Origin of the sequence: Streptomyces sp. NBC_01408 (assembly GCF_026340255.1) — a bacterium.
In the GTDB taxonomy this organism is placed as follows: Bacteria; Actinomycetota; Actinomycetes; order Streptomycetales; family Streptomycetaceae; genus Streptomyces.
In genome coordinates, this window is record NZ_JAPEPJ010000001.1 from 68,779 (window position 1) to 94,987 (window position 26,209).

Genomic DNA, 26,209 nt, shown 5'->3' on the forward strand with positions numbered 1-26,209 from the left:
ACTTACTTATGTGCTGAGTTGGTTCTCCGCCGGGGCGGCGACTACTTGGCGGCGATACCCAGGGTGGCGAGGTCGATCTTGCCCATGGAGTCGTTGAAGTAGACGTTGGTCAGGCGCGGGTTGTGGTACACGAACGCCTTGTCGAAGTTGATCGGGAGGTAGAGGGCCTTCTCCATGATCTTCTTGTTGACGTCCGTGTAGAACGGGGCCGCGGCCTCGGGCGTCGCGGCTGCGGCGGCCTTGTCGAAGAGCCCGTTGACCTCGGGGTCGTTCAGCTCGGTGTAGTTGTTGTTGCCGTTCGGCAGGATGAACGATCCGTCGACCAGCGGCTGCAGGAAGCCCGAGCCGGAGTTGTAGTCGGCGCCCCAGCCCATGACGATGATGCCGTAGTTCTTCTTCTTCACGTTCTCGGGCGAACCGATCGTGGAGGAGGAGAGCTTGCCGTCGAACTGGTCGATCGTCGCCTTGATGCCGACCTTCGCGAGCGCCGCCTGGAGGGACTCCGCGGACTTCACCTCGGGGGCGCGGTTGTTGCGCACGGCGATGGTGGTCTCGAAGCCTTCCGGCTTGCCGCAGGCCTTGAGGGCCTCCTTGGCCTTGTCCTCCTGCGGCTCGCCCTTCGTCAGGTTGAAGGGGTCGTAGGACTTGTCCGAGCCGGGGATGCCGGGCGGCAGCATGTTGGCGCCGAGGTCACCGCTGGTCGGGCCGCCGCGGGCGGTCTGCAGGGACTTCGGGTCGGCCGCATAGATGACGGCCTTGCGGCACTCGATGTTGTCGAACGGCGCGACCGTCTGCGGGAAGGCGAAGTAACGGATGTAGCCCGTGAACGGGTTGTCCGCGTTCTTCTTGAGCGCCTCGTCCTTGAGAACCTTGTTCTTTCCGGCCTGCTGCATGCCCGTGCCGTCGACCGCGAGGTCGATGTCACCCGACAGCAGGCGCTGGTCCATGTCGTCCGGGTTGGTCGTCACCGTGAAGGAGACCTTGTCCGGCAGACCCGTGCGGATCGTGTCCGTCTTCGGGTCCCAGTGCTCGTTGCGGACGAAGGTGGCGCCCTTGCCCGCGGTGAAGCTCTCCACCTTGTACGGGCCGGTGGACACCGGCTTGTTGGTGTAGGTGGCGCCCTCGTCACGGGCCTTCGGGACCGGCGAGGAGGACGGCATCGCCAGCAGGTAGCTGAAGTCGGAGTTGGCGCTCGCCAGGTTGAAGACGATCGTCTTGTCGTCCGGCGTCTGGACGGACTTCAGACCCATCTTGTCCGGGTCGGTGTCCTTGTACGGGCCGGGGTACTTCTGGCCCTGGTCGAGCAGGTCGAGCAGGTAGGTGGGACCGCCGGACAGCACGTCCTGCGCGAAGACGCGCTCGATGCCGTACTTGATGTCCTTCGAGGTCACCGGGGTGCCGTCGTCGAACTTCACCCCGTCCTTGAGCTTGACGGTGTACGTCTTGCCGTCGTTGCTCAGGACCGGCAGGGCCTCGGCGAGGTCCGGGACCAGCTTGGTGCCCGCCTCACCCGGCTTGCTGTCGTACGCCAGCAGCTGGCGCACGTAGAGGCGCTGCATGTTCCACACGAAGCCGTAGTAGGCACGCGCCGGGTCGAGGTAGTCGACGTCCTGCGGGGACCAGAGCTTGAGCTCGCCGCCCTTGGCGTCCGAGGGGTTCACGACGCCGGTGGTGGCGGCGTTGAAGGCGGCGGCGCCGCCACCCTTGCCCTCGGGCTTCTTCTCGCCGTCCTTGCCACCGCACGCGGCGGTCAGGGACAGGGCGGCGATCACGGCGGTGATCGCGAGTGCCTGCTTTCTGCGGATCACGGTTGTCCAACCTCCATAGGTGGGTGAATCGTTGAAGCTGTTCAGCTGCCCTTGGGGTCGAGTGCGTCACGCAGCCCGTCCCCGAAGAGGTTGAACGCCAGGACGGTGATGAAGATCGTGATACCGGGGACCACCATGTACATGGGGTCGTCCTGGTAGATGGGGACGGCGTCGGACAGCATCTTTCCCCAGGAGGCGGTCGGCGGTTTGACGCCGGCGCCGAGGAAGCTGAGGGCCGCCTCCGTCAGGATGTTGGTCGGGATGATCAGCGTCGCGTAGACGAGGATCGGGGCGACCAGGTTGGGCAGCAGCTCCTTGATCAGGATGTAGCCGCGGCCTGCTCCGAGGCTGCGTGCGGCCTCGACGTACTCGCGCTCCCGCAGGGAGATCGTCTGGCCGCGGACGATACGGCCGATGTACGGCCATCCGAAGAAGCCGATGACGACGACCAGTACGCCCATCCGGACGCCCGAACCCTCGAATCCCCAGAGGGAGTTGGGCACCACGGAGACCAGGGCGATGGTGAACAGCAGCTGCGGGAAGGCCAGCAGCAGGTCCATCACGCGGCTGATGACGCCGTCGACCCAGCCGCCGAGGAAGCCGGCGAGCGCGCCGAGCAGGCTGCCGATGACGACCGACACGAAGGCCGCCAGGAAGGCGACGACCAGCGAGATCCGGGCGCCGTAGACGATCCGGCTGAAGACGTCGCGCCCGTTGGTGGGTTCGACGCCCAGCAGGAACTCGGAGCTCATGCCGCCGAACGAACCGATCGGCGTGCCCAGGTCCGGGTCGAGCAGGTCCTCGTGGAACTCGTTGGGCGGGTGGCCCAGCAGGCTCACGATCTGCGGCGCGAAGACTGCCACCAGGATCAGGAGGATCACGACCACGCCGCCGGTCAGCGCGATCTTGTCGCGCTTGAGCCGCATCCAGGCGATGCGGCCGGGCGAGCGGCCTTCGATGGCCTTGGCAGGGACGTCGGCTACGGACACGGGAGCGGGGGTTTCCGCGCTCGTGTCATGCAGTGGTGCCGTCATCGTGGTGGGGACCCCTCTCGGCCGACGGGTGGCCGGCCCATGCCCGCCGCTGTGGCGGCGTTGGTGCGGAGTGGCGCTCGGAGTGCGTGGGATACACAGGACGCGTATGAAGTGCAGGAATCTCATGCAGGAAGTGCGGGCAATGCTGTGCGGAGCAACAAGCGAAGTGCACGTACCGAGCCGGGTCTCGGAGGACTGAGCGGCTCTTGGGTGGGGAGTCTTCATCGGGCGCTCAATCGCCCGCCAGACCCCCCGGGGATGTGATGCGCAACCGTGATCTGCGTCTACACCTTCCGTTATCCGAACCGCGGGCCCTGTTCAGCGGTGAAACACTGCCCGTTCAGCCCGGAACGGACATCCCGCCCAACTGCCATTTGCGGCACGCTTCTTGGACGCATTCCCGGATATGCCGAAGGCCGCACCGATGGGCTCCGGTGCGGCCTTCGAGACGGATGTCTCAATATGCGGATGCGGTCAGTACGACGGGGCCTGGCCCTCGCGGTCGTAGAAGGGGCGGGTCTGCGCGCGCAGCCACATCGCGACGGGGTCGTGCTCGTCCCCCAGCGCGACCGTGCACACGGGGACGCCCTCGGGGACCACGCCGACCGACTGGCGCATCATCTCCCGTACGGATTCCAGCGCGGGCGCGGAGGCGTCGTACAGGTCGAGCCCGACCGCGAGGTACGCCGACCCGATCGCGGGCTGCACCCAGGCCCGGCGCAGCGACCGGACGGCGGGCGTGCGGTGCGCGTGCTGGGTCAGCAGCCCGTAGAACTGGGGGAGCTCGATGGCGGGCTCCGACAGCCGCAGCGGCCCGGCCGGCATCCGGTCCAGCCCGGTCGCGATCCGGCGCAGGTCGGCCCAGGGAATGCCGATGCCGCCGCCCTGGGCGTGCGGGTTGAGCCACAGTCCCCAGCGGTCCGGGTAGAGGGCGCGGGCGATGTCCCGCCCGGTGACCACCTCGTAGCCCCGGTTCCAGCCGCTGGCGGCCAGCTCCTGCGGCGAGGTCACGCAGGGCGCGTAACCCAGGCTCTCGACCTCCATGCCGCCGTACTGGGCGTCCGGGGAGCCCGGCTGCCCTTGCCAGAGCAGCATCCACAGCCGGCCCTCGGCGAGGGCGTGCAGGAGTGACTCGTAGCTCTCAAAGCGCCCGGGAGTCACCTGGCGCAGCATGTGCTCGACCTGCCCGGCCGCGGCCGTGCCTGACGCACTCACCCGGTACCCCTCTTCGTCTCTTCATTCCGCCCATCGCCAACGCGTGAATAGCTTAAGCGGCGCTACGGGACGTAGAAGGGGCGTACGCGCTCACGAATCCAGTCCGTGACCGGGTCCTCCGCGGCGTCCAGGAGAATCAACTGCACGGGCCAGGGCGCCGGGACGCGGGCCAGGGCCCGCCCGAGGGCCTCCATCGGGGCGCCTTGCGTCCCGGGGTCCCATCCCACCAGGCGGACACCGATGAACAGCTGCGGCGCCCCGCCCTCGACGCTCGCGAGGCAGCGGTAGGCCGCGGTGACCACCCCGACGGCGCGGAACTCCTCGGCGGCGGCGGCCAGGAAGTCCACAGGGTCGTCCTGCCAGTCGGGCTCGTACAGCCGGACCCGGCCACCGGTGGCCGGCCCGTCGAGCGGGGTCCGGCCGGTCCGGCACAGCTCGGCGACGGCGGCGGGCGGCAGCGGGACGCCGACGGCGCCCTCGGGGTTCACGGCGATGCCGAGCTGCGGGGGCAGCCCGCGGGCGAACTCGACGGCGGGGGCCACCGCGAAGTCCATGCCGGGGCCGACGCAGGCGAGGAACTGGGCCTCGGAGCTGTACACCGGCACGTACGCCGCCCCGCCGATGTCCATCGTGGGCAGGCTGAGGCCGGCCGAGTCGGGACCGCCGCCGCCGGGCAGCGGCACCCACACCTGGCTGCGCCCGAGCACCTCGAGGATCCGCCCGCCGGCGTCCGGCTGCCCCAGTGCCGTCCCGAGCACCTGCTCCAGCTCATTCCCCGGCCAGCCGCTGCCCTGCATGTCCTGTGCCTCCGTGATGCTGCGGATTGTCGTGGCCGAGGTTATCGGCCCGGGCTCCGCCGGTTGTACGGGGCTCCGGCGGATTCGGCTGCCGCGCCGCTGCCGGGGCTCCGCCCCGGACCCCGCGCCTCGAACGCCGGCGGGGCTGGAATGGTCAGCCGTGGAAGGAGATCCGGCTGACCGTCGTCGCGGAGGCCCGGTCCAGGAGGGTCGCCGAGGCGCAGCCGGCCGGCGGGAGGCCGGACTCGGCGTCGCGGAGCAGGCGGGCCACGGCCCCGCGGTGCCGGGCGAAGGCGTACGCGGACACGCGCCGGCCCCGGGCGGCCTGCCCGGCCAGCGCTTCCTCGGCGCTGCTGTCGAGCAGCAGCAGGTGCAGCGCCCGGCCCCGGCGGCGCGCGGAGGCCGCGAGCAGGGCCCGTACCCAGGTCTGCGTACCGCAGTCGTGGACGACGACCGAGGCGCCGGAGCGCAGGGTCCGCCACAGTCCCCAGTAGTGGTCGGCCCGGACCAGCGGCCGGTACACGGCGTAGGGCAGCGCGGCCGGCATCCGGCGCTCCCAGCGCTCACGGGTGTCCTGGGAGTCGATGGAGCCGCCTTCGGCGGCCGCCCGCTTGATCAGGGTGCTCTTGCCGCCTCCCGGCAGGCCGGAGACCACGACGATGTCCCCCTCGGCGAAACCGAGCCGCTGGGGGCCGCTGACGCCCGGCCCGCGCAGGTCGCGGACCCGGCCGAGACCGGCTTCCGGCGCGCCCGTGCGCCCCCGCGCACCACGCTGTGCCGGAACCCCGTCCACGGTCCCGGTCGTCGCCAGCAGTCCGAATCGCCGCACAGTGATCGCCTCCCCCGAATCGGGTCACCAGGACCCTTGCCCACTGAGTGTAAAGAGACGGTAATCCGGCAGTCCCGGTTCCGGTCCGGCTGTCCGAAGCCCGGACAGACTTCCGGGCCCGCACGCCCGATCACGAGCATGGCGTGCAATGATGTGCGCCATCTGGACCAACTGCATACCGGCCGCTTGAATCCGCGCGGGAGAGTCCCGGCACGCCGCAAGGCCGTGCGCGGGCGCCGAAGGAGCAAGAACCTCCCTTGAATCTCTCAGGCCCCGTACCGCGTGGATGAGGCAGATCTGAAAAGCGAGCTGTGTTGCAGCAGCTCCACCCAAGGTGCAAGTCGACGCTCCCCGGTGACCGGGGCTCTCGGCGAACCTCTCAGGTTCCGATGACAGATGGGGAGGAACGTCCTCGTCATGTCATGTCGATGCCCTGGGACCCGGGAGCCACACCCATGAGCACTGCCCCCCGTCTGACCGCCCTCGATGCGCTGCACCGTTCCCTCGGTGCGACCATGACCGATTTCGCGGGCTGGGACATGCCGCTGCGGTACGGCAGCGAGCGCGACGAGCACAACGCCGTGCGCACCAAGGCCGGCCTCTTCGACCTCTCCCACATGGGCGAGATCACGCTGACCGGCCGCGAGGCCGTCAAGGTCCTGGACTACGCGCTGGTCGGCAACATCTCGACCGTCGGTGTCGGCCGCGCCCGCTACACGCACATCTGCCAGGAGGACGGCGGGATCGTCGACGACCTGATCGTCTACCGCCTGGGCGAGACCGAGTACATGGTCGTCGCCAACGCCTCCAACGCCCAGGTCGTCCTGGACGCGATCACCGAGCGTGCCACCGGTTTCGACGCCGAGGTCCGTGACGACCGCGACGCGTACGCGCTGCTCGCGGTGCAGGGCCCGGAGTCCCCCGGCATCCTCGCGTCGCTCACCGACGCCGATCTGGACGGCCTCAAGTACTACGCCGGCCTGCCGGGCACGGTCGCCGGGGTGCCCGCGCTGATCGCGCGTACGGGCTACACGGGCGAGGACGGCTTCGAGCTGTTCGTCTCGCCCGAGCACGCCGTGGAGCTGTGGCAGGCGCTGACCAAGGCGGGCGAGGGCGTCGGCCTGGTCCCGGCCGGGCTGTCCTGCCGCGACACCCTGCGCCTGGAGGCGGGCATGCCGCTGTACGGGCACGAGCTGAACACCTCCCTCACCCCGTTCGACGCGGGGCTGGGCCGGGTAGTGAAGTTCGAGAAGGAGGGCGACTTCGTCGGCCGCGCCGCCCTGGAGTCCGCCGCCGAGCGCGCCGCCACCAACCCGCCGCGCAAGCTGGTCGGCCTGATCGCCGAGGGCCGCCGCGTCCCGCGCGCCGGGTTCTCAGTTGTCGCCGTCGGCGGGCCCGCCGGCCAGGTGATCGGCGAGGTCACCTCGGGCGCGCCCTCCCCGACCCTGGGCAAGCCGATCGCGATGGCGTACGTGGACGCGGCGCACGCCGCGCCCGGCACCTCCGGCGTCGGCGTCGACATTCGCGGTACGCATGAGCCGTACGAGGTCGTGGCCCTGCCGTTCTACAAGCGGCAGAAGTAGTTCCGCGACGATCTCCGCCGTTCGGAAGGCCTCCGGGCATCCGTACGGCTCCGTCTCAGTACCCAAGACCACTGTTCGTATCCACTCCCCCGCATCCAGGAGAATCAGGTCATGAGCAACCCCGAGAAGCTGCGTTACACCAAGGAGCACGAGTGGCTGTCGGACGCCGTGGACGGCGTCGCGACGGTCGGCATCACGGAGTTCGCGGCCAACGCGCTCGGTGACGTCGTCTACGCCCAGCTCCCCGAGGTCGGCGACACCGTGACCGAGGGCGAGACCTGCGGCGAGCTGGAGTCGACCAAGTCGGTCAGCGACCTGTACTCCCCCGTCTCCGGCGAGATCGTCGAGTCCAACCAGGACGTCGTGGAGGACCCGGCGCTGGTGAACTCCGCCCCCCTCGAGGGTGGCTGGCTCTTCAAGGTGCGCATCTCGGAGGAGCCCAAGGACGTGCTCTCCGCCGAGCAGTACGCCGCTCTCACCGCCGGTAACTGACCCCAGGGGACCCTGATGTCTGTACTGAACACCCCTCTCCACGAACTCGACCCGGACGTCGCCGCCGCCGTCGACGCCGAGCTCGTGCGCCAGCAGTCCACCCTGGAAATGATCGCGTCGGAGAACTTCGCTCCGGTCGCCGTCATGGAGGCCCAGGGCTCGGTCCTGACCAACAAGTACGCCGAGGGCTACCCCGGCCGCCGCTACTACGGCGGCTGCGAGCACGTCGACGTGGTCGAGCAGATCGCGATCGACCGCATCAAGGCGCTGTTCGGCGCCGAGGCCGCGAACGTCCAGCCGCACTCGGGTGCGCAGGCGAACGCCGCCGCGATGTTCGCGCTGCTCAAGCCGGGCGACACGATCATGGGTCTGAGCCTGGCCCACGGCGGTCACCTGACCCACGGCATGAAGATCAACTTCTCCGGCAAGCTCTACAACGTGGTCCCGTACCACGTCGACGAGTCCGGCCAGGTGGACATGGCCGAGGTCGAGCGCCTCGCCAAGGAGTCCAAGCCGCAGCTGATCGTCGCCGGCTGGTCCGCCTACCCGCGCCAGCTGGACTTCGCCGCCTTCCGCCGCATCGCGGACGAGGTCGGCGCGTACCTGATGGTCGACATGGCGCACTTCGCCGGTCTGGTCGCCGCAGGTCTGCACCCGAACCCGGTGCCGCACGCCCACGTCGTCACCACCACCACGCACAAGACCCTCGGCGGTCCGCGCGGTGGCGTGATCCTGTCGACGCAGGAGCTGGCCAAGAAGATCAACTCCGCGGTCTTCCCGGGTCAGCAGGGTGGCCCGCTGGAGCACGTGATCGCGGCCAAGGCCGTCTCCTTCAAGATCGCGGCCTCGGAGGACTTCAAGGAGCGCCAGGTGCGCACCCTGGAGGGCGCGAAGATCATCGCCGAGCGCCTGGTGCAGCCGGACGTCACCGAGGTCGGCGTCTCCGTCCTCTCCGGCGGTACGGACGTCCACCTGGTCCTGGTCGACCTGCGCAACTCCGAGCTGGACGGCCAGCAGGCCGAGGACCGGCTCCACGAGATCGGCATCACGGTCAACCGGAACGCCATCCCGAACGACCCGCGGCCGCCGATGGTCACCTCGGGTCTGCGGATCGGCACCCCGGCGCTCGCCACGCGCGGTTTCGGCGCGGAGGACTTCACCGAGGTCGCGGAGATCATCGCGGCCGCACTGAAGCCCGCCTACGACAGCGAGGACCTCAAGGCGCGCGTCTCCGCGCTCGCCGCGAAGTTCCCGCTGTACCCGACGCTCTAAGCGGCGCCACGGGAGGGGCCCGGCCTTTGTCTGCGCACAGGCCGGGCCTTCCCCATGACCGGGGCCGCAGGTGGATGCGGCCCCCTGCCGCCGGAACATCCGGAAACCGGCACCCGTCCGACCCGCCCGGTACCCCTCCCCGACCTCGTCGGGGAGACGAGCCGTTCACCTCGCCGCGTTAAGCTCGTCTGTCGGACAAAATCCGAACAATCCACCACTCCTCCCCCCTCCCACCCCACGAGCAGACAAGGGAGTCCGCCACCGTGGCCATTTCGGTCTTCGATCTCTTCTCCATCGGCATCGGTCCTTCCTCCTCCCACACGGTCGGCCCGATGCGCGCCGCACGCATGTTCGTGATGCGGCTGAAGAAGGACGGTCTCCTCGCCCAGACCAGCTCCGTGCGCGCGGAGCTGTACGGCTCGCTGGGCGCCACCGGCCACGGGCACGGCACCCCCAAGGCGGTCCTGCTGGGCCTGGAGGGGCACTCCCCCCGCACCGTGAACGTCGAGACCGCCGACGACGAGGTCGAGCGCATCCGCAAGAGCGGCCGCCTGCGCCTGCTGGGCACGGAGATAGGCGATGGCCACGAGATCGCCTTCGACGAGCCGAACCAGCTGATCCTCCACCGCCGGCGCTCCCTGCCGTACCACGCGAACGGCATGACGCTCTTCGCGTACGACGCCTCCGGCGCCCCGCTGCTGGAGAAGACCTACTACTCGGTCGGCGGCGGTTTCGTCGTGGACGAGGACGCGGTCGGCGAGGACCGGATCAAGCTCGACGACACGGTGCTGAAGTACCCCTTCCGCAGCGGCGACGAAATGCTGCGCCTGGCGAAGGAGACCGGCCTGTCGATCTCCTCGCTGATGCTGGAGAACGAGAAGGCCTGGCGTACGGAGGAGGAGATCCGCGAGGGGCTCCTGGAGATCTGGCGCGTCATGCAGTCCTGCGTCTCGCGCGGCATGTCCCGCGAGGGCATCCTCCCGGGCGGCCTGCGGGTCAAGCGCCGGGCCGCCTCCACGGCGCGCCAGCTGCGCACCGAGGGCGACCCGATGATGCACCGCAGCGAGTGGGCGACCATCTACGCGATGGCGGTCAACGAGGAGAACGCGGCGGGCGGGCGCGTGGTGACCGCCCCGACCAACGGCGCGGCGGGCGTCCTGCCGGCGGTCCTGCACTACTACATGAACTTCGTGCCGGGCGCGGACGAGGACGGCGTGGTCCGCTTCCTCCTCGCGGCGGGCGCGATCGGCATGCTCTTCAAGGAGAACGCCTCCATCTCCGGCGCCGAGGTCGGCTGCCAGGGCGAGGTGGGCTCGGCCTGCTCCATGGCGGCCGGCGCCCTCGCCGAGGTCATCGGCGGCACCCCCGAGCAGGTCGAGAACGCGGCCGAGATCGGCATGGAGCACAACCTGGGCCTCACCTGCGACCCCGTCGGCGGCCTGGTGCAGATCCCGTGCATCGAGCGCAACGGCATGGCCGCGGTCAAGGCGGTCACCGCCGCCAAGATGGCGATGCGCGGCGACGGCAGCCACAAGGTCTCCCTCGACAAGGTCATCAAGACCATGAAGGAGACGGGCGCGGACATGAAGGTCAAGTACAAGGAGACGGCCCGCGGCGGCCTCGCGGTCAACGTCATCGAGTGCTGATCCCGCACTGATTCCGTACTGATCACGTACGAGTGACCCGCGGGGGCCCGGCGCGCGTGCGCCGAGCCCTGCGGCCGGCCCTCGGCGTGGACCTGCGCTGCGCCGCGCCGCCTCTCCCGGCCTCGTGGCCCCCTTCCCTCCCGCGCCCCCGCTGCTAGCCGCGCAGGGCCTTCAGGGCGCCCCGGGCGAAGTCGTCCACCGAGGCGTCGAAGGCCTTCAGGCTCTCGGGGGTGGGGGGCGTGCGGGCCTCGGCCGTGACGGTCACGTCGATCATCAGGTTGCTGTCCCGCAGGCGCAGCTCGCGGACCTGGCGCAGCTCGGTCGGCTTGTTGAAGAGGATCCGGTACGCCTCCTTGCCGACGCCCTGCACCTCGGCCAGGCCGCCGTCCGGCTGCACCCGGGCCGGGTCGGCCTTCACCTTGCCGAAGACGTCCTTCGCGAAGTCGACGCTGTCTCCGTAGGAGAAGTCCAGCTCCACCTTGACGTTCCCGTACTTCGCCGGGCCGGTCTCGACGAGCGGCTGGACGCACTGGACGCCGGGCGCGCCCCCGCCCGCCCTCTTGTTCCGGTCGGCGGCCTCCTCCCGGGCGCCCAGCGGGTCGGCGAGCTCCCCGTACGGCAGCGCGTTGCAGATCTCGTCCGTGGCCTTCCAGGGGTAGCCCCCCGCACCCTCCTGCGCGACCTCGCCGTCCGCGTCGCCGCCGCAGGCGGTGGCCGCCAGGACGAGGGCCGCGGCGACCAGTACACGACGGGGAAAGCGGTGAAAACGCATCCGGTTCTCTCCAGTCACACGGGGCCTTGGTCAGTCAACCACCCTGCCATCAAAGCGAGTTGCCCACGGGTGGATTCACGTCTTCCCGGCCCTCGACGGCGGGCGGGAAGGCGTCGGTCATCTCCCGTCCCCCGGGTGCAACCGCCGGGGGGCGGCCGGTGTCTCTACGGGTGACAGCACTGTCCCCGTCTCTGGAGAATCGGGGGGACGTCATGAACCGCCTACGTTCTCGTCTACGCCGTCGGCAGCTCGTGGCCCTGGCCACAGGTGCCCTGCTCACCGCCGCAATCGCGCTCGCGGCCCCGGCATCCGCCGCCACCACGGCCACCGCCACCGCCACGAGCACCCAGACCCCGCTCGTCGTCAACGCCCGCTGGGGCGGGCACTGCACTTACGACCGGCTCGTCATCGACCTGGAGGGGTACGTCCCCGGGGTCACCGTCACTCCCGTCTCCCAGCTGTTCTACGACGGGTCCGGCAAGCCCGTCCCGCTGGCCGGGAAGTACTTCCTGGAGATCCGCCTGAACCCCGCCGCCGGGCACGACGACGCGGGACAGAACGTCTACCGGGGCCCGCGGCTCCAGAAGATCTACCTGAGCAAGCTCAAGGGCATCGCCCTGACCGGCGACTACGAGGGGTACGTGACCTTCGGCGCCGCCTTCGACACGAAGCCGTACTACAGCACCACCGTCCTGCACTCGCCCGAGCGGTTCGTGCTGGACATCTCGCACCCGAACGTCTGCTGAGAAAGGCGGCCCGGGGCCTCGCACACCCCGGGCGCGCTCCGTCAGGCCGCCGGGCGGATCCGCATCATGCCCGGGTCCCCGTTGCCGAACCGGTCCTGCGTGCACGCGTACTAGCGGTGCTCGGGGTTCGGGAAGTCGAAGCGGCAGCCCGCGTCCCACAGCGAGCGCTGGTTGCCGTGCGCCGGGATGCCGCCGGAGCGTTTGAGCAGGGCGGCCAGGTGCATCAGGTTCCAGGACATGAAGGCCGTGTTCCGGTTGGTGAAGTCGTTCTCGGGGCCGCCCGAGCCCGGGTCCAGGTAGGAGGGGCCGGGCCCGGCCTCGCCGATCCAGCCGGCGTCGGCCTGCGGCGGGATCGCGTAGCCCAGGTGCTGGAGGCTGTAGAGCAGGTTCATGGCGCAGTGCTTGACCCCGTCCTCGTTGCCGGTGATCAGCGCGCCGCCGACACGGCCGTAGTAGGCGTACTGGCCCTGCTCGTTCAGGATCGAGGAGCAGGCGTAGAGGCGTTCGACGACCTGCTTCATCACCGAGCTGTTGTCGCCGAGCCAGATGGGGCCGCAGAGCACCAGGATGTCGGCGTCCATGATCTGGCTGTAGAGGACCGGCCACTGGTCGCTCTCCCAGCCGTGCTCGGTCATGTCCGGCCAGACGCCCGTCGCGATGTCGTGGTCGACGGCGCGGATCAGGGAGGTCCGGGCACCGGCCGCCTCCATGACCGCTCGGCTCTTGTCGATCAGGCCCTCGGTGTTGCTGGTCTCGGGCGAGCGTTTGAGCGTGCAGTTCACATAGACGGCGGTCAGGTCGGAGTAGTCGTAGTCGGCAGCCACCCCCTCAGCCTGCGCACCGGTGGGCGCGGCCGCCAGCCGGCCGCGCCCGTCCGTGACGGGGGCCGTTGACGCGGAAGGTACCGGGTCGAACCTGCGGGGTGAGGACAACGGAATCCGGGCTCCGGTCGGCGCGTTCGGCCGGGGTTTGGTACAGGTCCGCGCGGCCGACTAGGGTCAGCGGGCCTTGGTGTTCGGGAAACCGGTGTGAAACCGGTGCGGCCCTCGCCACTGTGATCGGGAAGTCCGGCTCCACTCCTGCGGGAAGCCACTGGGACCGCGCGGGAGACCGCACGGCCCCGGGAAGGCGGAGTCCGGGCATCAGTACCCGTGAGCCAGGAGACCGGCCGGGGCGCGTTGTCCATCCACGAGGTGCTGGAGAGGTCTCCCCACTCATGCATATAGCCGAGGGGTTTCTGCCCCCGTTGCACGCGGTCGCCTGGGGCGCCGCGTCCGCTCCCTTTGTCGTACACGGCGTGCGCGCCCTCACCCGCGAGGTGAAGGCCAACCCGGAGAGCACCCTGCTCCTCGGCGCGTCCGGAGCGTTCACATTCGTCCTGTCCGCCCTGAAGATCCCTTCGGTGACGGGCAGTTGCTCGCACCCCACCGGTACGGGACTCGGGGCCATCCTGTTCCGGCCGCCGATCATGGCGGTGCTCGGCACCATCACCCTGCTCTTCCAGGCGCTGCTACTGGCGCACGGCGGGCTCACCACCCTGGGCGCCAACGTCTTCTCGATGGCGATCGCCGGGCCCTGGGCGGGCTACGGCGTCTACCGGCTGCTGCGGAAGTTCGACCTGCCGCTGATGGTGACCGTCTTCTTCGGCGCCTTCTTCGCCGACCTGGTGACCTACTGCGTGACCTCCGTCCAGCTGGCGCTGGCCTTCCCGGACGCGAGCAGCGGCTTCGTGGGCTCCCTGGAGAAGTTCGCGGGCATCTTCGCGGTCACCCAGATCCCGCTCGCCGTGAGCGAGGGGCTGCTGACCGTCCTCGTCGTTCGGCTGCTGATGCAGTCCAGCAAGTCCGACATGGTGCGCCTCGGCGTCGCCAAGCTGACCGGGGCCAAGGCGAAGCAGGAGGCGGCAGTCTGATGACCAGGAACGCGAAGATCAACACCCTGCTGCTGCTCCTGGTGGCGGCGCTGGCCGTGCTCCCGCTCGCGCTGGGGCTCGGCGACGGCAAGGAGGAGCCGTTCACGGGCGCGGACGCACAGGCCGAAGCGGCGATCACCGAGCTGAAGCCGGACTACGAGCCGTGGTTCACCCCGCTGTACGAACCCCCCTCCGGCGAGATCGAGTCGGCGCTGTTCGCCCTCCAGGCGGCGCTCGGCGCGGGCGTGCTCGCGTACTACTTCGGAGTCCGCAAGGGCCGCCGCCAGGCCGCTGCCGCGGGCATCGCGGGTGCCGCGGGTACGGACCGGGCCACCGCCGCGCCGGCGGACGCGGACGCGGACACCCGAACGGCCGCGGCATCCGCCGCCGGGAAGGAAGCGGCCCCGGGCCCGGCCGCGGCTGCGCCCGGGGATGCGGCGCCGCCCGCCCCGGGCCCGGCAGCCGGCGCGGAGCGCTAAGGCGGTGCTGCCGATCGACGTGGCGGCGCACAGCAGCCGCTGGCGTCACCGCCATCCCCTGGAAAAGGCCCTGCTGGGGATCGGGCTGACCGTCGCGGCGGTGTGCCTGCCGCCCTGGCCCGGCGGGCCGCTGGTCGCCGCCGCCACCCTGGCGGTGCTGCTCGGACCCGCCGGGGTGGCCGGGCGGCAGCTGTGGCGGGCTTTCCGGATCCCGCTCGGCTTCTGCTTCACCGGGGCGCTGCCCCTGCTGGTCTCGGTGGGCGGGCCGGCCGGGTTCGTGGCGCTCGCCCCGGACGGCCCCCGGCACGCGGCGGAACTGCTGCTGCGCACCTCGGCGGCCTCCCTCGGGGTGCTGCTGTTCGCCTTCACCACGCCGGTCTCGGACGTACTGCCCCGGCTGGTGCGGGCCGGGGTGCCGGCTCCCGTGGTGGACGTGGCCCTGGTCATGTACCGGATCGGGTTCCTGCTGCTGGATTCGATGGCCCAGGTCCGCCGGGCCCAGGCGGCCCGTCTCGGGCAGCGCGGCCGGGCGGCGCTGTGGCGTTCGCTGGCCGGGCTTGCGGCGACCTCGTTCGTCCGGGCCTTCGACCGTGCGGCGCGGCTCCAGGACGGGCTGGCCGGGCGCGGCTACGACGGCGCGCTGCGGGTGCTCGTACCGGAGGCGACGCTGTCGTGGCGGTTCCTGGCAGGCTCCGCCGCCCTGCTGACCGGCCTGGTCGCCCTGACCCTCGTACTGAAGGAGCTTTACCTGTGACCCCGTTGGTGGAACTGGTCGGCGCGGGCTACGCCTACGAGGACGGGCCGTCCGTGCTGTCCGGCGTGGACTTCGCCATCGAGGAGGGCCGCGCGCTGGTCCTGCTGGGCCGCAACGGCAGCGGCAAGACCACGCTGATGCGGCTGCTGAGCGGGGGCCTGCGGCCTGGTTCGGGGCAACTGCGGCTCGACGGCGCGGTGGTGACGTACGACCGGGCGGGGCTGACCCGGCTGCGGACCGGCGTCCAGCTGGTGGTGCAGGACCCGGACGACCAGTTGTTCGCCGCTTCCGTCGAGCAGGACGTGTCCTTCGGCCCGATGAACCTGGGCCTGCCGGCGCCGGAGGTCCGCGAGCGGGTCGACTCCGCCCTGGCGGCGCTGGACATCACCGCGCTCCGGGACCGCCCGACGCACCTGCTGTCGTACGGGCAGCGCAAGCGCGCGGCGATCGCGGGGGCGGTGGCGATGGCTCCGCGCGTGCTGATCCTGGACGAGCCCACGGCCGGGCTGGACCCGGACGGGCAGGAGCGGCTGCTGGACGTGCTCGCGGGGCTGCGGGCGGACGGCACCACGGTGGTGATGGCCACCCACGACGTGGAACTGGCGGTCCGCTGGGCCGACGACGCGGCGGTCCTCACCCCGTCGGGCATCCGGACGGGGGCGGCGCGGGACCTCCTGTCGGACCCGGAACTGCTCGCCTCGGCGGGCCTGCGCCAGGCCTGGTCCCCGGCGGTCACCGCGTTCCTGCGCGCCCACGGCCTCCTCGACGCGGACTCCCCCGGTCCGCGCGTGCCGGAGGCGCTGGCGGCCTGGCGCCCGGACACCCCCTGACCTCGTCGCCCTGACCTCGCCCCTCTGACCTCGTCCGCCCCGCGGGCGTCAGGGTCCGGCGGGGGCGGCACTCCCTAGGATGGCCGCATGTCGCTCCCGCACGCCATCCTCACCGCCCTCCTCGAGAAGCCCTCGTCGGGGCTGGAGCTGACCCGGCGCTTCGACAAGTCGATCGGGTACTTCTGGTCCTCCACGCACCAGCAGATCTACCGGGAGCTGGGCCGGCTGGAGGAGGCCGGGCTGATCCGGGAACTGCCCAGCGAGGTGCCCGTGCGCGGGCAGAAGAAGGAGTACGAGGTGCTGCCCGACGGCAGCGCGGAGCTGGCGCGGTGGGTCGACGAGAGCCAGGACCCCAAGCCGCTGCGCGACGCGCTGCTGCTGCGGATCCGCGCGGCGGCGGTCGTCGGGCCGCAGCGGCTGGCTCCCGAGCTGCGGCGCCATCTGGAGCTGCACCGGGAGCAGTTGGGGAAGTACGAGGCCATCGAGGCGAAGGACTTCCCGCCGGATCGTGCCGCGGCGGAGGACCGGCTGCGCCGGCTCGTCCTGCACGGCGGGATCGCCCTGGAGACCTTCTGGCTGAGCTGGCTGGAGGAGGCCCTCGCCGAGGTCGAGGACCTGACGCCCCCGGACGGCACCACGGCGGCCTGACGCGCCCCCGTCCCGGGCTGGTGGGGCGGAGGCGCGTGCGGGGGACGGAGCGGTGCTACTTGTTCAGGGCGGCCCAGAACTCGTCGAAGGTCAGCAGGCCGTCACCGTTCGCGTCCTTGGAGGCGACCACGGCGTCCGCGACCGAACCGGTGACGTACGCGTCGCCCATCGCCTTCATGGCCGCGCTGTACTCGTCGGCCGTGATGAAGCCGTCACCGTTCACGTCGAACCTGTCGAACGTCGTCCGTGCGCTCTCGATGTCCGCCACTGGGTCCACCCCTTCTTGGTGCTTGTTGACCGGCTCAGGGTAGCGGCCTGCGCGGAGCTCCCCCGCCGCGGGTCCCGTTCGAGCGGCAGATAGAAATTCCATTACCCTTCCGTAACGCGGAAGCGATAATTCCAGCCAACAAATCCGGCCCGGACTTGTCACGCTCCGGCACCACGGCATAACGTACCGACATTGCCGCCACACCAGGAGCGCAGGGCTCCCAGGGACAAGCGGCAATGAGGGCGATCACACAGGTGACGATCACAGCCGACGCATCATTCGAAGTTCTGCCCTTCACCCGCACTTGCCGCCATATCTGGGAAGACGGCGACCATGTGCTCATCGGAGTGAGTCCTGGAAACAGCTACTTCAGTTCCGAGCGCATCACCGGTCTCGCCCAGTGGGCCACGAGCCGCTTCGCACAGGTCGACTTCGTCTACGCAGACCTCCACGTGGACCGGATGTTCGCCGCCTTCGGCTACACCCAGGAGCACGCGGAGAAGCGCGCCACGAAGGAGATCAAGGCGGTCCGGCGAAGGATTCTCAAGGGCGTGGAGGAATCAGGAACCTCACCCGCCGAGATCCGCGTCAGGGCACTTTCGGAGTTCCAGAAGAACCCCGTCTACCAACTACTGCACCGGCGTGTACTGCATTTCCTGGAGACCGACGACGAATTCCGTAAGGGCTGCGAGAAAATGGCCCTGCACTTTGTCGGCTCCAAGTTGCCGGAAGGTGAATCCATCACGGCGGAGCAGTTGCAAGTCTGTTTCGATTACATGGCGGCCGAGCTGCCGTTCTTCGTGGACACCCCGAGCATTCTCGACGTGCCGTCCTCGGTGGCGGCCTACCACGTCAAGATGCCGCTGACCGATGTCCTCTTCGCGCGCGGTGGGGGCCTGCGCGCGACCAGGAACCAGGCGTACGCCGTCGTACGGCCCGAGGCCGCCGAATCCGTGCGGGAGGTGCCCGAGCGCGCGGCGCCCGAGGGCACGGCACCACAGCACAGCGTGAACCACGTACCGACCGAAAGGATCGTCGATGAGCGTCGAGCAGCTTGAGGGCCGGGGGACCCAGGAGCAGCCGCTCCTCGACTTCCCGCTCTCGCGGCGCGGTGACGTGCTTCCCGAGGAGTGCGGCTGGCTCCGCGAGAAGGCTCCGGTCGCCAAGGTCCGTACCCTCACCGGGGACCCGGCCTGGCTGGTCAGCAGCTACGCGCTGGCCAAGCAGGTGCTGGAGGACGAGCGGTTCAGCCTCAAGGACACGGCGAACGCCGGGGTCCCGCGCCAGTACGCGCTGACGATCCCGCCCGAGGTCGTCAACAACATGGGCAACATCAACAGCGCGGGTCTGCGCAACGCGGTGATGAAGGCGCTCAACCCGCGCCAGAAAGGGCTCCAGGACCGGCTGCGCGCCATCGCCGGCGAGCTCGTCGACCAGATCGTGGCCGAGGGCGGCCCGGCCGACCTCCGGGCGGGGTTCGCCGACCCCTTCTCGGCGGCGATGCACTGTCAGGTGCTCGGGGTGCCCTTCGAGGACTGGCGCCGGCTGATGTCGGGGCTGGACGTGGCCTTCATGACGGCGCCCGAGCCCTTCGCCGACTCGGCGCTCAACTGGTACAAGGACGTGGGCTACTTCGTCGAGCAGCTGAACGTCCAGCTCGCCCTGCCTGCCGAGGAGCGTACGGGGCTCCTCGGCAAGTTCGCCGAGCTGAAGGAGGCCGACCCCGAGTCGGCGCACCTGACCGACGACATGTTCGCCACGGTCGCCGTCTCGCTCTTCGGTGCGGGCGCGGTGTCCACCTCGGCCTTCCTCACCCTCGCGGTCCTCGCGCTGCTCCAGAGGCCCGAGCTCATCGGGTACCTGCGCGAGCACCCGGAGCGCATGGGCATGGCCGTGGACGAACTGCTGCGCTGGAACCTGTCCGTCGGCGACGGCCTGCCGCGCATCGCCCTGGCGGACGTCCAGGTCGGTGACGTCCTGGTGAAGGAGGGCGAGCTCGTCCTCGTCCTGCTGGAGGGGGCCAACTTCGACCCGGAGGCCTTCGAGAACCCGGACGTACTGGACCTGGAGCGCGAGAGCCCGAACGCCAACCTCGCCTTCGGCGCCGGCCGGCACTTCTGCCCGGCCTCCGCGCTGGGCCGGGCGCACGCCGAGATCGCGCTGGAGGTGCTGGTCGAGCGGCTGCCCGAGCTGCGGCTCGCGGTGCCCGCGGAGAACCTCGTCTGGCGCACGGGCTTCATCAAGCGGCTTCCGGAGCGGCTCCCCGTCGCCTGGTAGTACGGCGGCGCGGGAGCGCGGGCCGGTGTCCCGGGAGCTGTGCGAGCTTCCGGGGCACCGCCGTGTCCGCGGGACACTCCCTAGCGGAAGATGCCGGTGTGGCCGAGCGAGTAGCGGCCGGGCTGCGGGTACACGGCGAGGCCGTGCGGGCCGCCGCCGACCGGGACGCGGGCGAGCTGCTTGCCCGTCACGGTGTCGATCGCGTAGACCTCGTCGTTGTAGCGGCCCGACAGCCACAGCACCTTGCCGTCGGCGGAGACGCCGCCCATGTCGGGGCTGCCGCCGTCCGGCAGCTCCCACTTCTTGGTCAGCTTGTTCTGCGGGAAGTCGAAGACGGAGACGGTGCCCTCGCCCCGGTTGGAGACGTACATCTCCTTGGAGTCACGGCTCACGTACAGCCCGTGGCAGCCCTTTCCGGTGGGGAGCAGTTTGGGGGTCTCGAAGGTGTCGCCGCTGAGCACCCACATGCCGTGCGCCATCATGTCCGCGACGTAGAAGGTCTTTCCGTCGGGCGAGACCTTGACGTCCTGCGGCATCGCGCCCTCGAAAGGCAGTTTCTGCTGCCCGACGACCTCCATCCGCTCGGTGTCGACCTTGAGCAGTTCACCCGAGAACTCGCAGCTCACGATGAAGTACCGGCCGTCGGCGGAGAAGTCCGCGTGATTGACGCCGAAGCAGGTCACGGGGACGGTCTTCACCCGGTCCATGGTGTGCGGGTCGCGGAAGACCAGCTCTTGGTCGAGCGAGGCCATGACGATGGCGTACTTGCCGTTCGGCGTGAAGTACAGGTTGTACGGGTCGTGCACCTCGACGGGTTTTCCGGCCTCGCCGGTGGCCGGGTTGATGGGGGTGAGCGTGTGGCCGCGGTTGTTGTTGACCCACAGCGTCTTCATGTCCCAGGAGGGGACCACGTGCTGGGGCTGGATGCCGACCGGAATGGTGTCGATGACCTTGTAGGTCACCGGGTCGATGACGGACACCGTGTTGGAGTTGGTGTTCGGGACGTAGACGCGGGACGGGAAGTCCTTGACCACCGGGGAGAGCTGGTTCGGCCGGTCCGCCGCGTACACGTCGTGCGGATCGAGGAGCGGGGGCATGCCGGGCAGGCCGGGCGGGGCCGCCGGTACGGCCTTGACGGGCTTGGCCGGGCCCTTGGTGCCGAGTGCCTCGGCGGGTCCCTTGTCGGCTGATCCGCAGCCGGCCAGGGCGGCGAGGACCAGACCGGCGAGCAGCACGGTGGCCTTCCGGGGAAGGCGGATGGTCGTCATGGCGTCAGCAGCTCCGTGGTGGTCACCGCGCGCAGGTTGCGGCGCGCGAGTTCTTCGAGGAGGGGCGGCATCGCGTCGACCGTGTCCGCGTAGCCGAAGTGCAGGCTCACCACCGATCCGCTGCGGATCGTCCCGGTGACGGTGCGGATGACGGCCGCGGCACCGGGCGAGGTGAAGTCGAGGGAGTCCACGTCGTACGAGAGGACGTGCGGGTAGCCCGCGCGCTGGGCCAGCTTTTGGACGAGCGGGGTCGCGTACTGGGTCTGGGAGGGCCGGAACCAGGTGCCGATGGAGCCGGTGAGGCGCCGGAGCCGCTGGGCGCAGCCGGTGATCTCGGCGTAGGCCTCCGCCTCCGGCATGGTGTTGATCGCGAGGTGGCGCTGGGTGTGGTTGCCGAGCTCGTGGCCGCCGTCGAGGATCCGGCGGGCCAGTTCCGGGTGGGCGTCGAGCCAGCTGCCGATGGCCAGTACGGTGACCCGCGCGCCCGCTCTCTCGGCCTCCGCCAGGACCGCCCGGGCGGTGGCGGGGTCGCCGTTTCCGTGGAAGGTGAGGGCGACCCGGGGCCGGTCGCGCGGACCGTGGCCGATCTCGACGGGCTGCCCGGCGAACCGGCGCGGCGCTGCGGGTGCCGCCTTGGCGGCTTTGGCCGGTCCGGCCGAGCCGGGTGGCGCCGCGGAGGGTGCGGTGGCGGGGCGGCCCGGTCCGCAGGCGGCGCTGAGAGCGGCCGCGCCGGCGCCGGCCGTGGCGAGGGCGGCCGCGCGCAGGACCGCGCGGCGGCCTGGTTGTGAGAGCACTTGCCCATTTAAGAGGTGGATGACCCGGAAGGTAATGATTGACCCAATTCGGTACGTCCACCGGAAGGGGCCGGACGAGCGGCTTGACCGCTACGTGATCAACGATTCACACAGAGCGGTCGATGCTTATTCATCGATTACCAGGCGAGTGGCCCACCTCACCTAGGATTTAGCTAGAAACTCTCACTATTTGCACACTTATGTCCGACTAGGGACTTTTGGCATTTGGGGTCACGTCTGCCATAGTCGAGACCACGGCTTCCCCATTGACCCGAGCGAAGTCGCCACGCCGAGGATCACACCCCAATCGATCCTCGGCGCACCCATGAAACCCCCGCGACGCCCCCACCACGGCGACAGGGGGTTTCTGGCGTTCCGGGGGTGGCGGCCCCCCTCAGCGGTCGGCTACCCGCATCTCGAACCAGGTGATCTTCCCGCGGGGCAGCAGGTCCGCGCCCCAGCGGTCGGAGAGCTTGTCGACGAGGAAGAGCCCCCGGCCGGTGGTGTCCAGCTCGTGGACCGGCATCAGGCAGGGCAGCCCGCGCGAGGGGTCGCGCACCTCGACGCGGATCCAGCCGCGCCGGCGCAGCATGCGTAAGCCGAAGGAGCGGGCCCCGGTGTGCCGGACCGCGTTGCCGACGAGTTCCGAGACCAGCAGGACGGCGTGCTCGGCGATCTGCGGCGAGAGGCCCCACATGCGGACCACCACGCACTGGGTGAGGCGGCGCGCGGTGCTGGCCGACTCGGGCTCGGACGGCAGGGTCACTTCCGCCTCGGCCGGGTTCCCGTACAACTCCAGCGCCTTGAGGCCCTGTTCGTCCTCAAGAGCCGCCGTCAGCCGCACGGCCGAAGCGCTGCTGCGCTGCCGCGGCTGTTCCACACCCTCCAGGCCCGCCATGCACCCATCATGGACGGCCGACCTGCCCGTCCGGGCGGTTCCGCAGGAAAACACCCCCCGGATTCAACAACTCCCAGGGGGTGTTCTGTCATATGCGTAAGGCAAGCGGAGGGCGGCGGCACACCCGATGACCTGGCGTGACACACCGCATTACACCGATCACCGTGAGTGGATCACCGTTTCCCCTTAAGGCTCCCTTAAGGCCTGGCTAATCCACCCGCAGGGAGGAACGCCGGTCGGCGCCGGACTCGGACGCCGGTCGCGCCGGACTCAGAGGAACTTGGCCTTGCCCGGGCCCTCTTCGACGAAGCTGCGCATACCGCGCTCGCGGTCCTCGGTGGCGAACAGGCCCGCGAACCAGTTGCGTTCGATGGTCAGGCCGGTGTCGATGTCGGTCTCCAGACCCGCGTCCACGCACTCCTTGGCGGCGCGCAGCGCGATCGCCGGACCCTGGGCCAGCTTCGCCGCCCAGGCGTGCGCCTGCTCGTAGACCTCCGCGGCCGGTACGACCCGGTCGACCAGGCCCAGGGTCAGCGCCTCGTCGGCCTTGACCATGCGCCCGGTGAAGATGAGGTCCTTGGCCTTGGACGGGCCGACCAGCCGGGACAGCCGCTGCGTGCCGCCCGCTCCCGGGATGAGGCCCAGCAGGATCTCGGGCTGGCCGAGCTTCGCGTTGTCGGCGGCGATCCGGAAGTCGGCGCACAGCGCGAGCTCGCAGCCGCCGCCCAGCGCGTAGCCGGTGACGGCCGCGACGACGGGCTTGGGGATGCGGGCCACGGCGGTGAAGGCGTCCTGCAGCGCGCGGGACCGGGCGATCATCGCCGCGTGGTCCATGGTCTGCATTTCCTTGATGTCCGCTCCGGCCGCGAACACCTTCTCGCCGCCGTAGATGACGACCGCGCGGACGTCGGACCGGTCGGTGGCCTCCACCGCGAGCTCGCGCAGCCGGTCCTGGGTGGCGATGTCCAGGGCGTTCATGGGCGGCCGGTCCAGGCGGAGGGTGCCGACGCCTTCGGAGACTTCGAGAGAGAGGGTCATACGGGCCAGGTTAGTGGCGGTTAACGGCGAACGGCCCGGTGCTGTGTGTCACAGCACCGGGCCGGCCGTACTACGGGGCGGGGAGGACTACTTGATCCACTCCGACCACGCCATGTTCCAGCCGTTGAGGCCGTTCTCCGGGGCGATCTGCTTGTCCTTGGAGTTCTTCACGACGACCACGTCGCCGATCAGCGACTCGTTGAAGAACCAGGCGGCGGGCTGGTTCCCGTCGCCGCCGCCGCGGGCGTCCTTCAGGCCGACGCAGCCGTGGCTGACGTTCTCCGAGCCGAACGTGCCGGAGGAGGCCCAGTAGTTGCCGTGGACGAAGGTGCCCGAGTTCGACAGGCGCATCGCGTGCGGGACGTCGGGGATGTCGTACTCGCCGCCGAAGCCGACGGTGGCGCCGTTCATCCGGGTCACCTTGTACTTCTCGCTGATGACCATCTGCCCGTTGTACGTGGTCGTCGACGGGGCGCCTGCGGTGATCGGGACGTTCTTGAGCACCTGGCCGTCACGGACGACCTCCATCTGCTTGGTGCTCGCGTCGACCGTGGAGACCTGGGAGCGGCCGATGTTGAAGGTGACCGTACGGGTCTGCTTGCCGTAGACCCCCGGGCGGCCTTCGACTCCGTCGAGGGCGATCTTCACGGTGACCTTGGTGCCCGCGGCCCAGTAGTTCTCGGGGCGGAAGTCGAGGCGGTCGTTGCCGAACCAGTGGCCCTCGACCGGAACGGACGGCTCGGCCGTCACCGTGATGGCCTTCTCGACGGCCTCGGGGTTGGTGATCCCGCGCGTGAAGTTGATCGACACCGGCATGCCCACGCCGACGGTCGCGCCGTCCTCGGGCGTGTAGTGGCCGATGAACGTGTTCGTCGGGGTCAGGGTGGTGAAGGTGGTGTCCTTGGCCGACTCCCGGCCGGCCTCGTCCTTGGCGACCGCGTGCACCTTGTACTCGGTGGCGGAGGCCAGGTGGCGGGCGGGCTCCCAGCTCGCGCCGTCGTCGGCGATCTTCCCCTCGACCGCGTTGCCCTTGGTGTCGGCCACCGTCACCGTGGCCAGCTTGCCGCCGGTGGTGGATATCTTCAGGACGCCGCTCGTCGCGACCTCCTTGGCACCGTCGTCCGGCTTGACGCTGACCACGGCCTTGGACGCCTCGTTACCGGTCTGGCCGCCGCCCCCGGCCTTGTCACCGCCACCGCTCCCACTGTTGCCGCCACCGCCGCTGCAGGCGGTGGTGAACAGCAGGGCCGCCCCCAGCAGGAGGGCCGGCAGGCCGGTGCGGCCGCGGCCGCGAATCGGCTGCAGGTTCACTCTTGTTCTCCCCAAGTCCCCCGCGCGCGTGCAGTCGCGCGCTTGTCGACAGGTAATCACATGGGGAGAACACGAATAGGCACGGTCTTGTCACCGTTCCGTCCCAAGTGCGGGCGCGCGGCTCAGGCGATGGCGGAGCCCGCCACCCAGTCCGTCCAGGACATGTTCCAGCCGCCCAGACCGTTGTTCGCCGAGACCGTCTTGTCCTGCGAGTTGACGACCTCCACCACGTCCCCGACCAGCGTGCGGTCGAAGAACCAGCCGGCCGGGGTGTCCGAACCGCCGCCCTTGTCGTCGCGCAGGCCGACGCATCCGTGGCTCACGTTGGTGGTGCCGAAGGTGTCGGGGCTGGCCCAGTAGTTCCCGTGCAGGAAGGTCCCGGAGCTGGTCAGGCGCATGGCGTGCGGGACGTCGGGGATGTCGTACTCGCCGCCGAAGCCGACGGTCTGGCCGTTCATCCGGGTCACGTCGAAGAGCTCCATGACCACCATCTTCCCGTTGTACGTGGTGGTCTTCGGCGCCCCGGCGGTGATCGGCAGGGTCGACACCAGCTCCCCCTCCCGGCGGACCTCCATGGTGTGTTCGGCGGCGTCCACGGTGGAGATCTGGGAACGGCCGACGGTGAAGGTGACGGTCTTGTCCTGGATGCCGTACGAGCCGGCCGCGCCCTCGACGTCGCGCAGCTTCAGCCGCACCGTGACCACGGTGCCGGCCTTCCAGTACTGCTTCGGCCGGAAGTCGAGCCGCTCGTCGCCGAACCAGTGGCCGACGACCTCCACGGGCGGGCTGGAGGTGACGGTGATGGCCCGCTCCACCTCCGCGCGGCGCTCGATGGAGCGGTTGAAGTTGAAGGAGACGATCATGCCGGTGCCGACGGTCGAGCGGTTCTCGGGCTTGAAGTAGCCGATGAACCTCTCCTCGGGCACGTAGGTGGTGAAGGTGGTGTGCCGGGCCTGGCGGCGGTTGTGGCCGTCGAGGGCGACCGCGTCCACGGTGTACTTGGCCGCGAGCGCGAGCCGGCCCGCCGCCGGATCGGGGCTCCAGCTGAGCCCGTCGGCGGCGATGGCGCCGGGGACCTGCTCCTGCTGGGCGTCCTCCACCTTGGTGACCACGACCCGCTCCAGCCGGCCCTCGGGCACGCTGACCACGAGCCTCCCGTCGGCCTGGACCCCCTTGGCGTTGTCGTCGGGGCTGATCCGGATGGCCTCCTCCGGCGAGCGGGGTTTTCCGGGCAGCTGGATCTCGACCGGGGATCCGCCGTCCTTGGTGCATCCGGCCAGGCCGCCCAGGAGGGCCGCCCATGCCGCCACGGCGGCCAAGCCCGCCCCTGCCCGCCTCGTCAGAAAAGTCACGAACCGTCCAACGACCGCGCCCCTCCGGGGGAAACGTGAGCGCGGCGTACGTTCCGGGCAGAACAGTCGGGGCAGAACAGTGGGAAGGACCACACGGGGGCAGGCCCGGGCCGGGACGCCGGGGCCGCACTCCCCTCCCCCTGCCGGTACCCAGGAGCCGTGGAGGCGGGCAGTGTCGAGCGCAGC

General features: G+C 70.3%; 26 protein-coding genes and 2 riboswitches. Of the genes, 12 read left to right on the forward strand and 14 right to left on the reverse strand.

What is annotated here, in order from left to right; all coding sequences use genetic code 11:
• Positions 1–41: 41 nt before the first annotated feature.
• From OG447_RS00295 to OG447_RS00315, 5 genes are all read right to left on the reverse strand, one after another.
• On the reverse strand, positions 42–1,808 hold the full coding sequence (locus tag OG447_RS00295; RefSeq protein WP_266934140.1) for an ABC transporter substrate-binding protein: 1,767 nt from the start codon (positions 1,806–1,808) through the stop codon (positions 42–44).
• A 41-nt stretch (positions 1,809–1,849) separates the two neighbouring features.
• Entirely contained in the window at positions 1,850–2,842 is a 993-nt protein-coding gene (locus tag OG447_RS00300) for an ABC transporter permease (protein WP_266934141.1), read from the reverse strand.
• A 474-nt stretch (positions 2,843–3,316) separates the two neighbouring features.
• Positions 3,317–4,057 (reverse strand): enhanced serine sensitivity protein SseB C-terminal domain-containing protein, encoded by a 741-nt coding sequence (locus tag OG447_RS00305; protein WP_266934142.1) that lies wholly within the window; start codon positions 4,055–4,057, stop codon positions 3,317–3,319.
• A gap of 62 nt (positions 4,058–4,119) precedes the next feature.
• Positions 4,120–4,854: an enhanced serine sensitivity protein SseB gene (locus OG447_RS00310; protein WP_266934144.1), complete on the reverse strand. Its 735-nt coding sequence runs from the start codon at positions 4,852–4,854 to the stop codon at positions 4,120–4,122.
• Between the two features lie 154 nt (positions 4,855–5,008).
• Positions 5,009–5,689, reverse strand: a complete 681-nt coding sequence (locus OG447_RS00315; protein WP_266938682.1) for an AAA family ATPase — start codon at positions 5,687–5,689, stop codon at positions 5,009–5,011.
• A gap of 181 nt (positions 5,690–5,870) precedes the next feature.
• A riboswitch (glycine riboswitch) is annotated at positions 5,871–5,974 on the forward strand.
• Positions 5,975–6,138: 164 nt separating this feature from the next.
• Here OG447_RS00315 and gcvT point away from each other — a divergent pair.
• The 4 genes from gcvT to OG447_RS00335 all read left to right on the forward strand — a co-directional run bounded on the left by gcvT (position 6,139) and on the right by OG447_RS00335 (position 10,676).
• Positions 6,139–7,266: a glycine cleavage system aminomethyltransferase GcvT gene (gcvT, locus tag OG447_RS00320; protein ID WP_266934145.1), complete on the forward strand. Its 1,128-nt coding sequence runs from the start codon at positions 6,139–6,141 to the stop codon at positions 7,264–7,266.
• Positions 7,267–7,377: 111 nt separating this feature from the next.
• Complete coding sequence (gene gcvH, locus OG447_RS00325) at positions 7,378–7,758, forward strand: glycine cleavage system protein GcvH (protein WP_266934146.1); 381 nt, start codon at positions 7,378–7,380, stop codon at positions 7,756–7,758.
• 15 nt (positions 7,759–7,773) lie between these two features.
• Positions 7,774–9,030 (forward strand): serine hydroxymethyltransferase, encoded by a 1,257-nt coding sequence (glyA, locus tag OG447_RS00330; RefSeq protein ID WP_266934147.1) that lies wholly within the window; start codon positions 7,774–7,776, stop codon positions 9,028–9,030.
• Positions 9,031–9,293: 263 nt separating this feature from the next.
• A complete protein-coding gene (locus OG447_RS00335; protein WP_266934148.1) occupies positions 9,294–10,676 on the forward strand; it encodes an L-serine ammonia-lyase in 1,383 nt (460 codons plus the stop codon).
• 154 nt (positions 10,677–10,830) lie between these two features.
• Here OG447_RS00335 and OG447_RS00340 read toward each other — a convergent pair whose 3' ends face one another.
• Positions 10,831–11,448: a hypothetical protein gene (locus tag OG447_RS00340; protein ID WP_266934149.1), complete on the reverse strand. Its 618-nt coding sequence runs from the start codon at positions 11,446–11,448 to the stop codon at positions 10,831–10,833.
• 212 nt (positions 11,449–11,660) lie between these two features.
• Between OG447_RS00340 and OG447_RS00345 the strand changes: the two genes are divergently transcribed.
• On the forward strand, positions 11,661–12,194 hold the full coding sequence (locus OG447_RS00345; protein ID WP_266934150.1) for a hypothetical protein: 534 nt from the start codon (positions 11,661–11,663) through the stop codon (positions 12,192–12,194).
• A 110-nt stretch (positions 12,195–12,304) separates the two neighbouring features.
• Here the strand turns inward: OG447_RS00345 and OG447_RS00350 are convergent, their stop codons facing one another.
• Positions 12,305–13,018, reverse strand: a complete 714-nt coding sequence (locus tag OG447_RS00350) for a flavodoxin family protein (protein WP_266934151.1) — start codon at positions 13,016–13,018, stop codon at positions 12,305–12,307.
• A gap of 144 nt (positions 13,019–13,162) precedes the next feature.
• A riboswitch (cobalamin riboswitch) is annotated at positions 13,163–13,382 on the forward strand.
• A 28-nt stretch (positions 13,383–13,410) separates the two neighbouring features.
• Here OG447_RS00350 and OG447_RS00355 point away from each other — a divergent pair.
• The 5 genes from OG447_RS00355 to OG447_RS00375 all read left to right on the forward strand — a co-directional run bounded on the left by OG447_RS00355 (position 13,411) and on the right by OG447_RS00375 (position 16,817).
• The gene (locus OG447_RS00355) at positions 13,411–14,106 is read left to right on the forward strand and encodes an energy-coupling factor ABC transporter permease (protein ID WP_266934152.1); all 696 of its coding nucleotides are present in this window, start codon (positions 13,411–13,413) and stop codon (positions 14,104–14,106) included.
• Positions 14,106–14,585 (forward strand): energy-coupling factor ABC transporter substrate-binding protein, encoded by a 480-nt coding sequence (locus tag OG447_RS00360; protein ID WP_266934153.1) that lies wholly within the window; start codon positions 14,106–14,108, stop codon positions 14,583–14,585. Before OG447_RS00355 ends, OG447_RS00360 begins: the two co-directional genes overlap by 1 nt.
• Positions 14,586–14,589: 4 nt before the next feature.
• Positions 14,590–15,339, forward strand: a complete 750-nt coding sequence (gene cbiQ / locus OG447_RS00365) for a cobalt ECF transporter T component CbiQ (protein WP_266934154.1) — start codon at positions 14,590–14,592, stop codon at positions 15,337–15,339.
• Positions 15,336–16,169, forward strand: coding sequence for an energy-coupling factor ABC transporter ATP-binding protein (locus OG447_RS00370; protein ID WP_266934155.1), 834 nt, complete (start codon positions 15,336–15,338; stop codon positions 16,167–16,169). The genes cbiQ and OG447_RS00370 overlap by 4 nt, the downstream gene beginning before the upstream one ends.
• Before the next feature lie 87 nt (positions 16,170–16,256).
• Entirely contained in the window at positions 16,257–16,817 is a 561-nt protein-coding gene (locus OG447_RS00375) for a PadR family transcriptional regulator (protein ID WP_266934156.1), read from the forward strand.
• A 55-nt stretch (positions 16,818–16,872) separates the two neighbouring features.
• Here OG447_RS00375 and OG447_RS00380 read toward each other — a convergent pair whose 3' ends face one another.
• Complete coding sequence (locus tag OG447_RS00380; protein WP_266934157.1) at positions 16,873–17,085, reverse strand: EF-hand domain-containing protein; 213 nt, start codon at positions 17,083–17,085, stop codon at positions 16,873–16,875.
• 236 nt (positions 17,086–17,321) lie between these two features.
• On the opposite strand from OG447_RS00380, the gene OG447_RS00385 reads away from it, so the two are divergent.
• A complete protein-coding gene (locus tag OG447_RS00385; protein ID WP_266934158.1) occupies positions 17,322–18,143 on the forward strand; it encodes a tRNA-dependent cyclodipeptide synthase in 822 nt (273 codons plus the stop codon).
• Positions 18,124–19,362, forward strand: coding sequence for a cytochrome P450 (locus tag OG447_RS00390; RefSeq protein WP_266934159.1), 1,239 nt, complete (start codon positions 18,124–18,126; stop codon positions 19,360–19,362). Before OG447_RS00385 ends, OG447_RS00390 begins: the two co-directional genes overlap by 20 nt.
• 80 nt (positions 19,363–19,442) lie before the next feature.
• Here OG447_RS00390 and OG447_RS00395 read toward each other — a convergent pair whose 3' ends face one another.
• The 6 genes from OG447_RS00395 to OG447_RS00420 form a co-directional block, all read right to left on the reverse strand.
• Positions 19,443–20,630 carry a YncE family protein gene (locus tag OG447_RS00395; RefSeq protein ID WP_266934161.1) on the reverse strand — a complete coding sequence of 396 codons (1,188 nt, stop codon included), beginning with the start codon at positions 20,628–20,630 and terminating at the stop codon, positions 19,443–19,445.
• A complete protein-coding gene (locus tag OG447_RS00400; protein ID WP_266934162.1) occupies positions 20,627–21,424 on the reverse strand; it encodes a polysaccharide deacetylase family protein in 798 nt (265 codons plus the stop codon). The genes OG447_RS00395 and OG447_RS00400 overlap by 4 nt, the downstream gene beginning before the upstream one ends.
• A gap of 394 nt (positions 21,425–21,818) precedes the next feature.
• A complete protein-coding gene (locus OG447_RS00405; protein WP_266934163.1) occupies positions 21,819–22,322 on the reverse strand; it encodes an anti-sigma regulatory factor in 504 nt (167 codons plus the stop codon).
• A gap of 270 nt (positions 22,323–22,592) precedes the next feature.
• Positions 22,593–23,360 carry an enoyl-CoA hydratase/isomerase family protein gene (locus OG447_RS00410; RefSeq protein WP_266934164.1) on the reverse strand — a complete coding sequence of 256 codons (768 nt, stop codon included), beginning with the start codon at positions 23,358–23,360 and terminating at the stop codon, positions 22,593–22,595.
• An 87-nt stretch (positions 23,361–23,447) separates the two neighbouring features.
• Complete coding sequence (locus OG447_RS00415) at positions 23,448–24,665, reverse strand: Ig-like domain-containing protein (RefSeq protein WP_266938683.1); 1,218 nt, start codon at positions 24,663–24,665, stop codon at positions 23,448–23,450.
• Positions 24,666–24,793: 128 nt separating this feature from the next.
• Positions 24,794–25,990 (reverse strand): Ig-like domain-containing protein, encoded by a 1,197-nt coding sequence (locus tag OG447_RS00420; RefSeq protein ID WP_323181705.1) that lies wholly within the window; start codon positions 25,988–25,990, stop codon positions 24,794–24,796.
• Between the last annotated feature and the right edge of the window lie 219 nt (positions 25,991–26,209).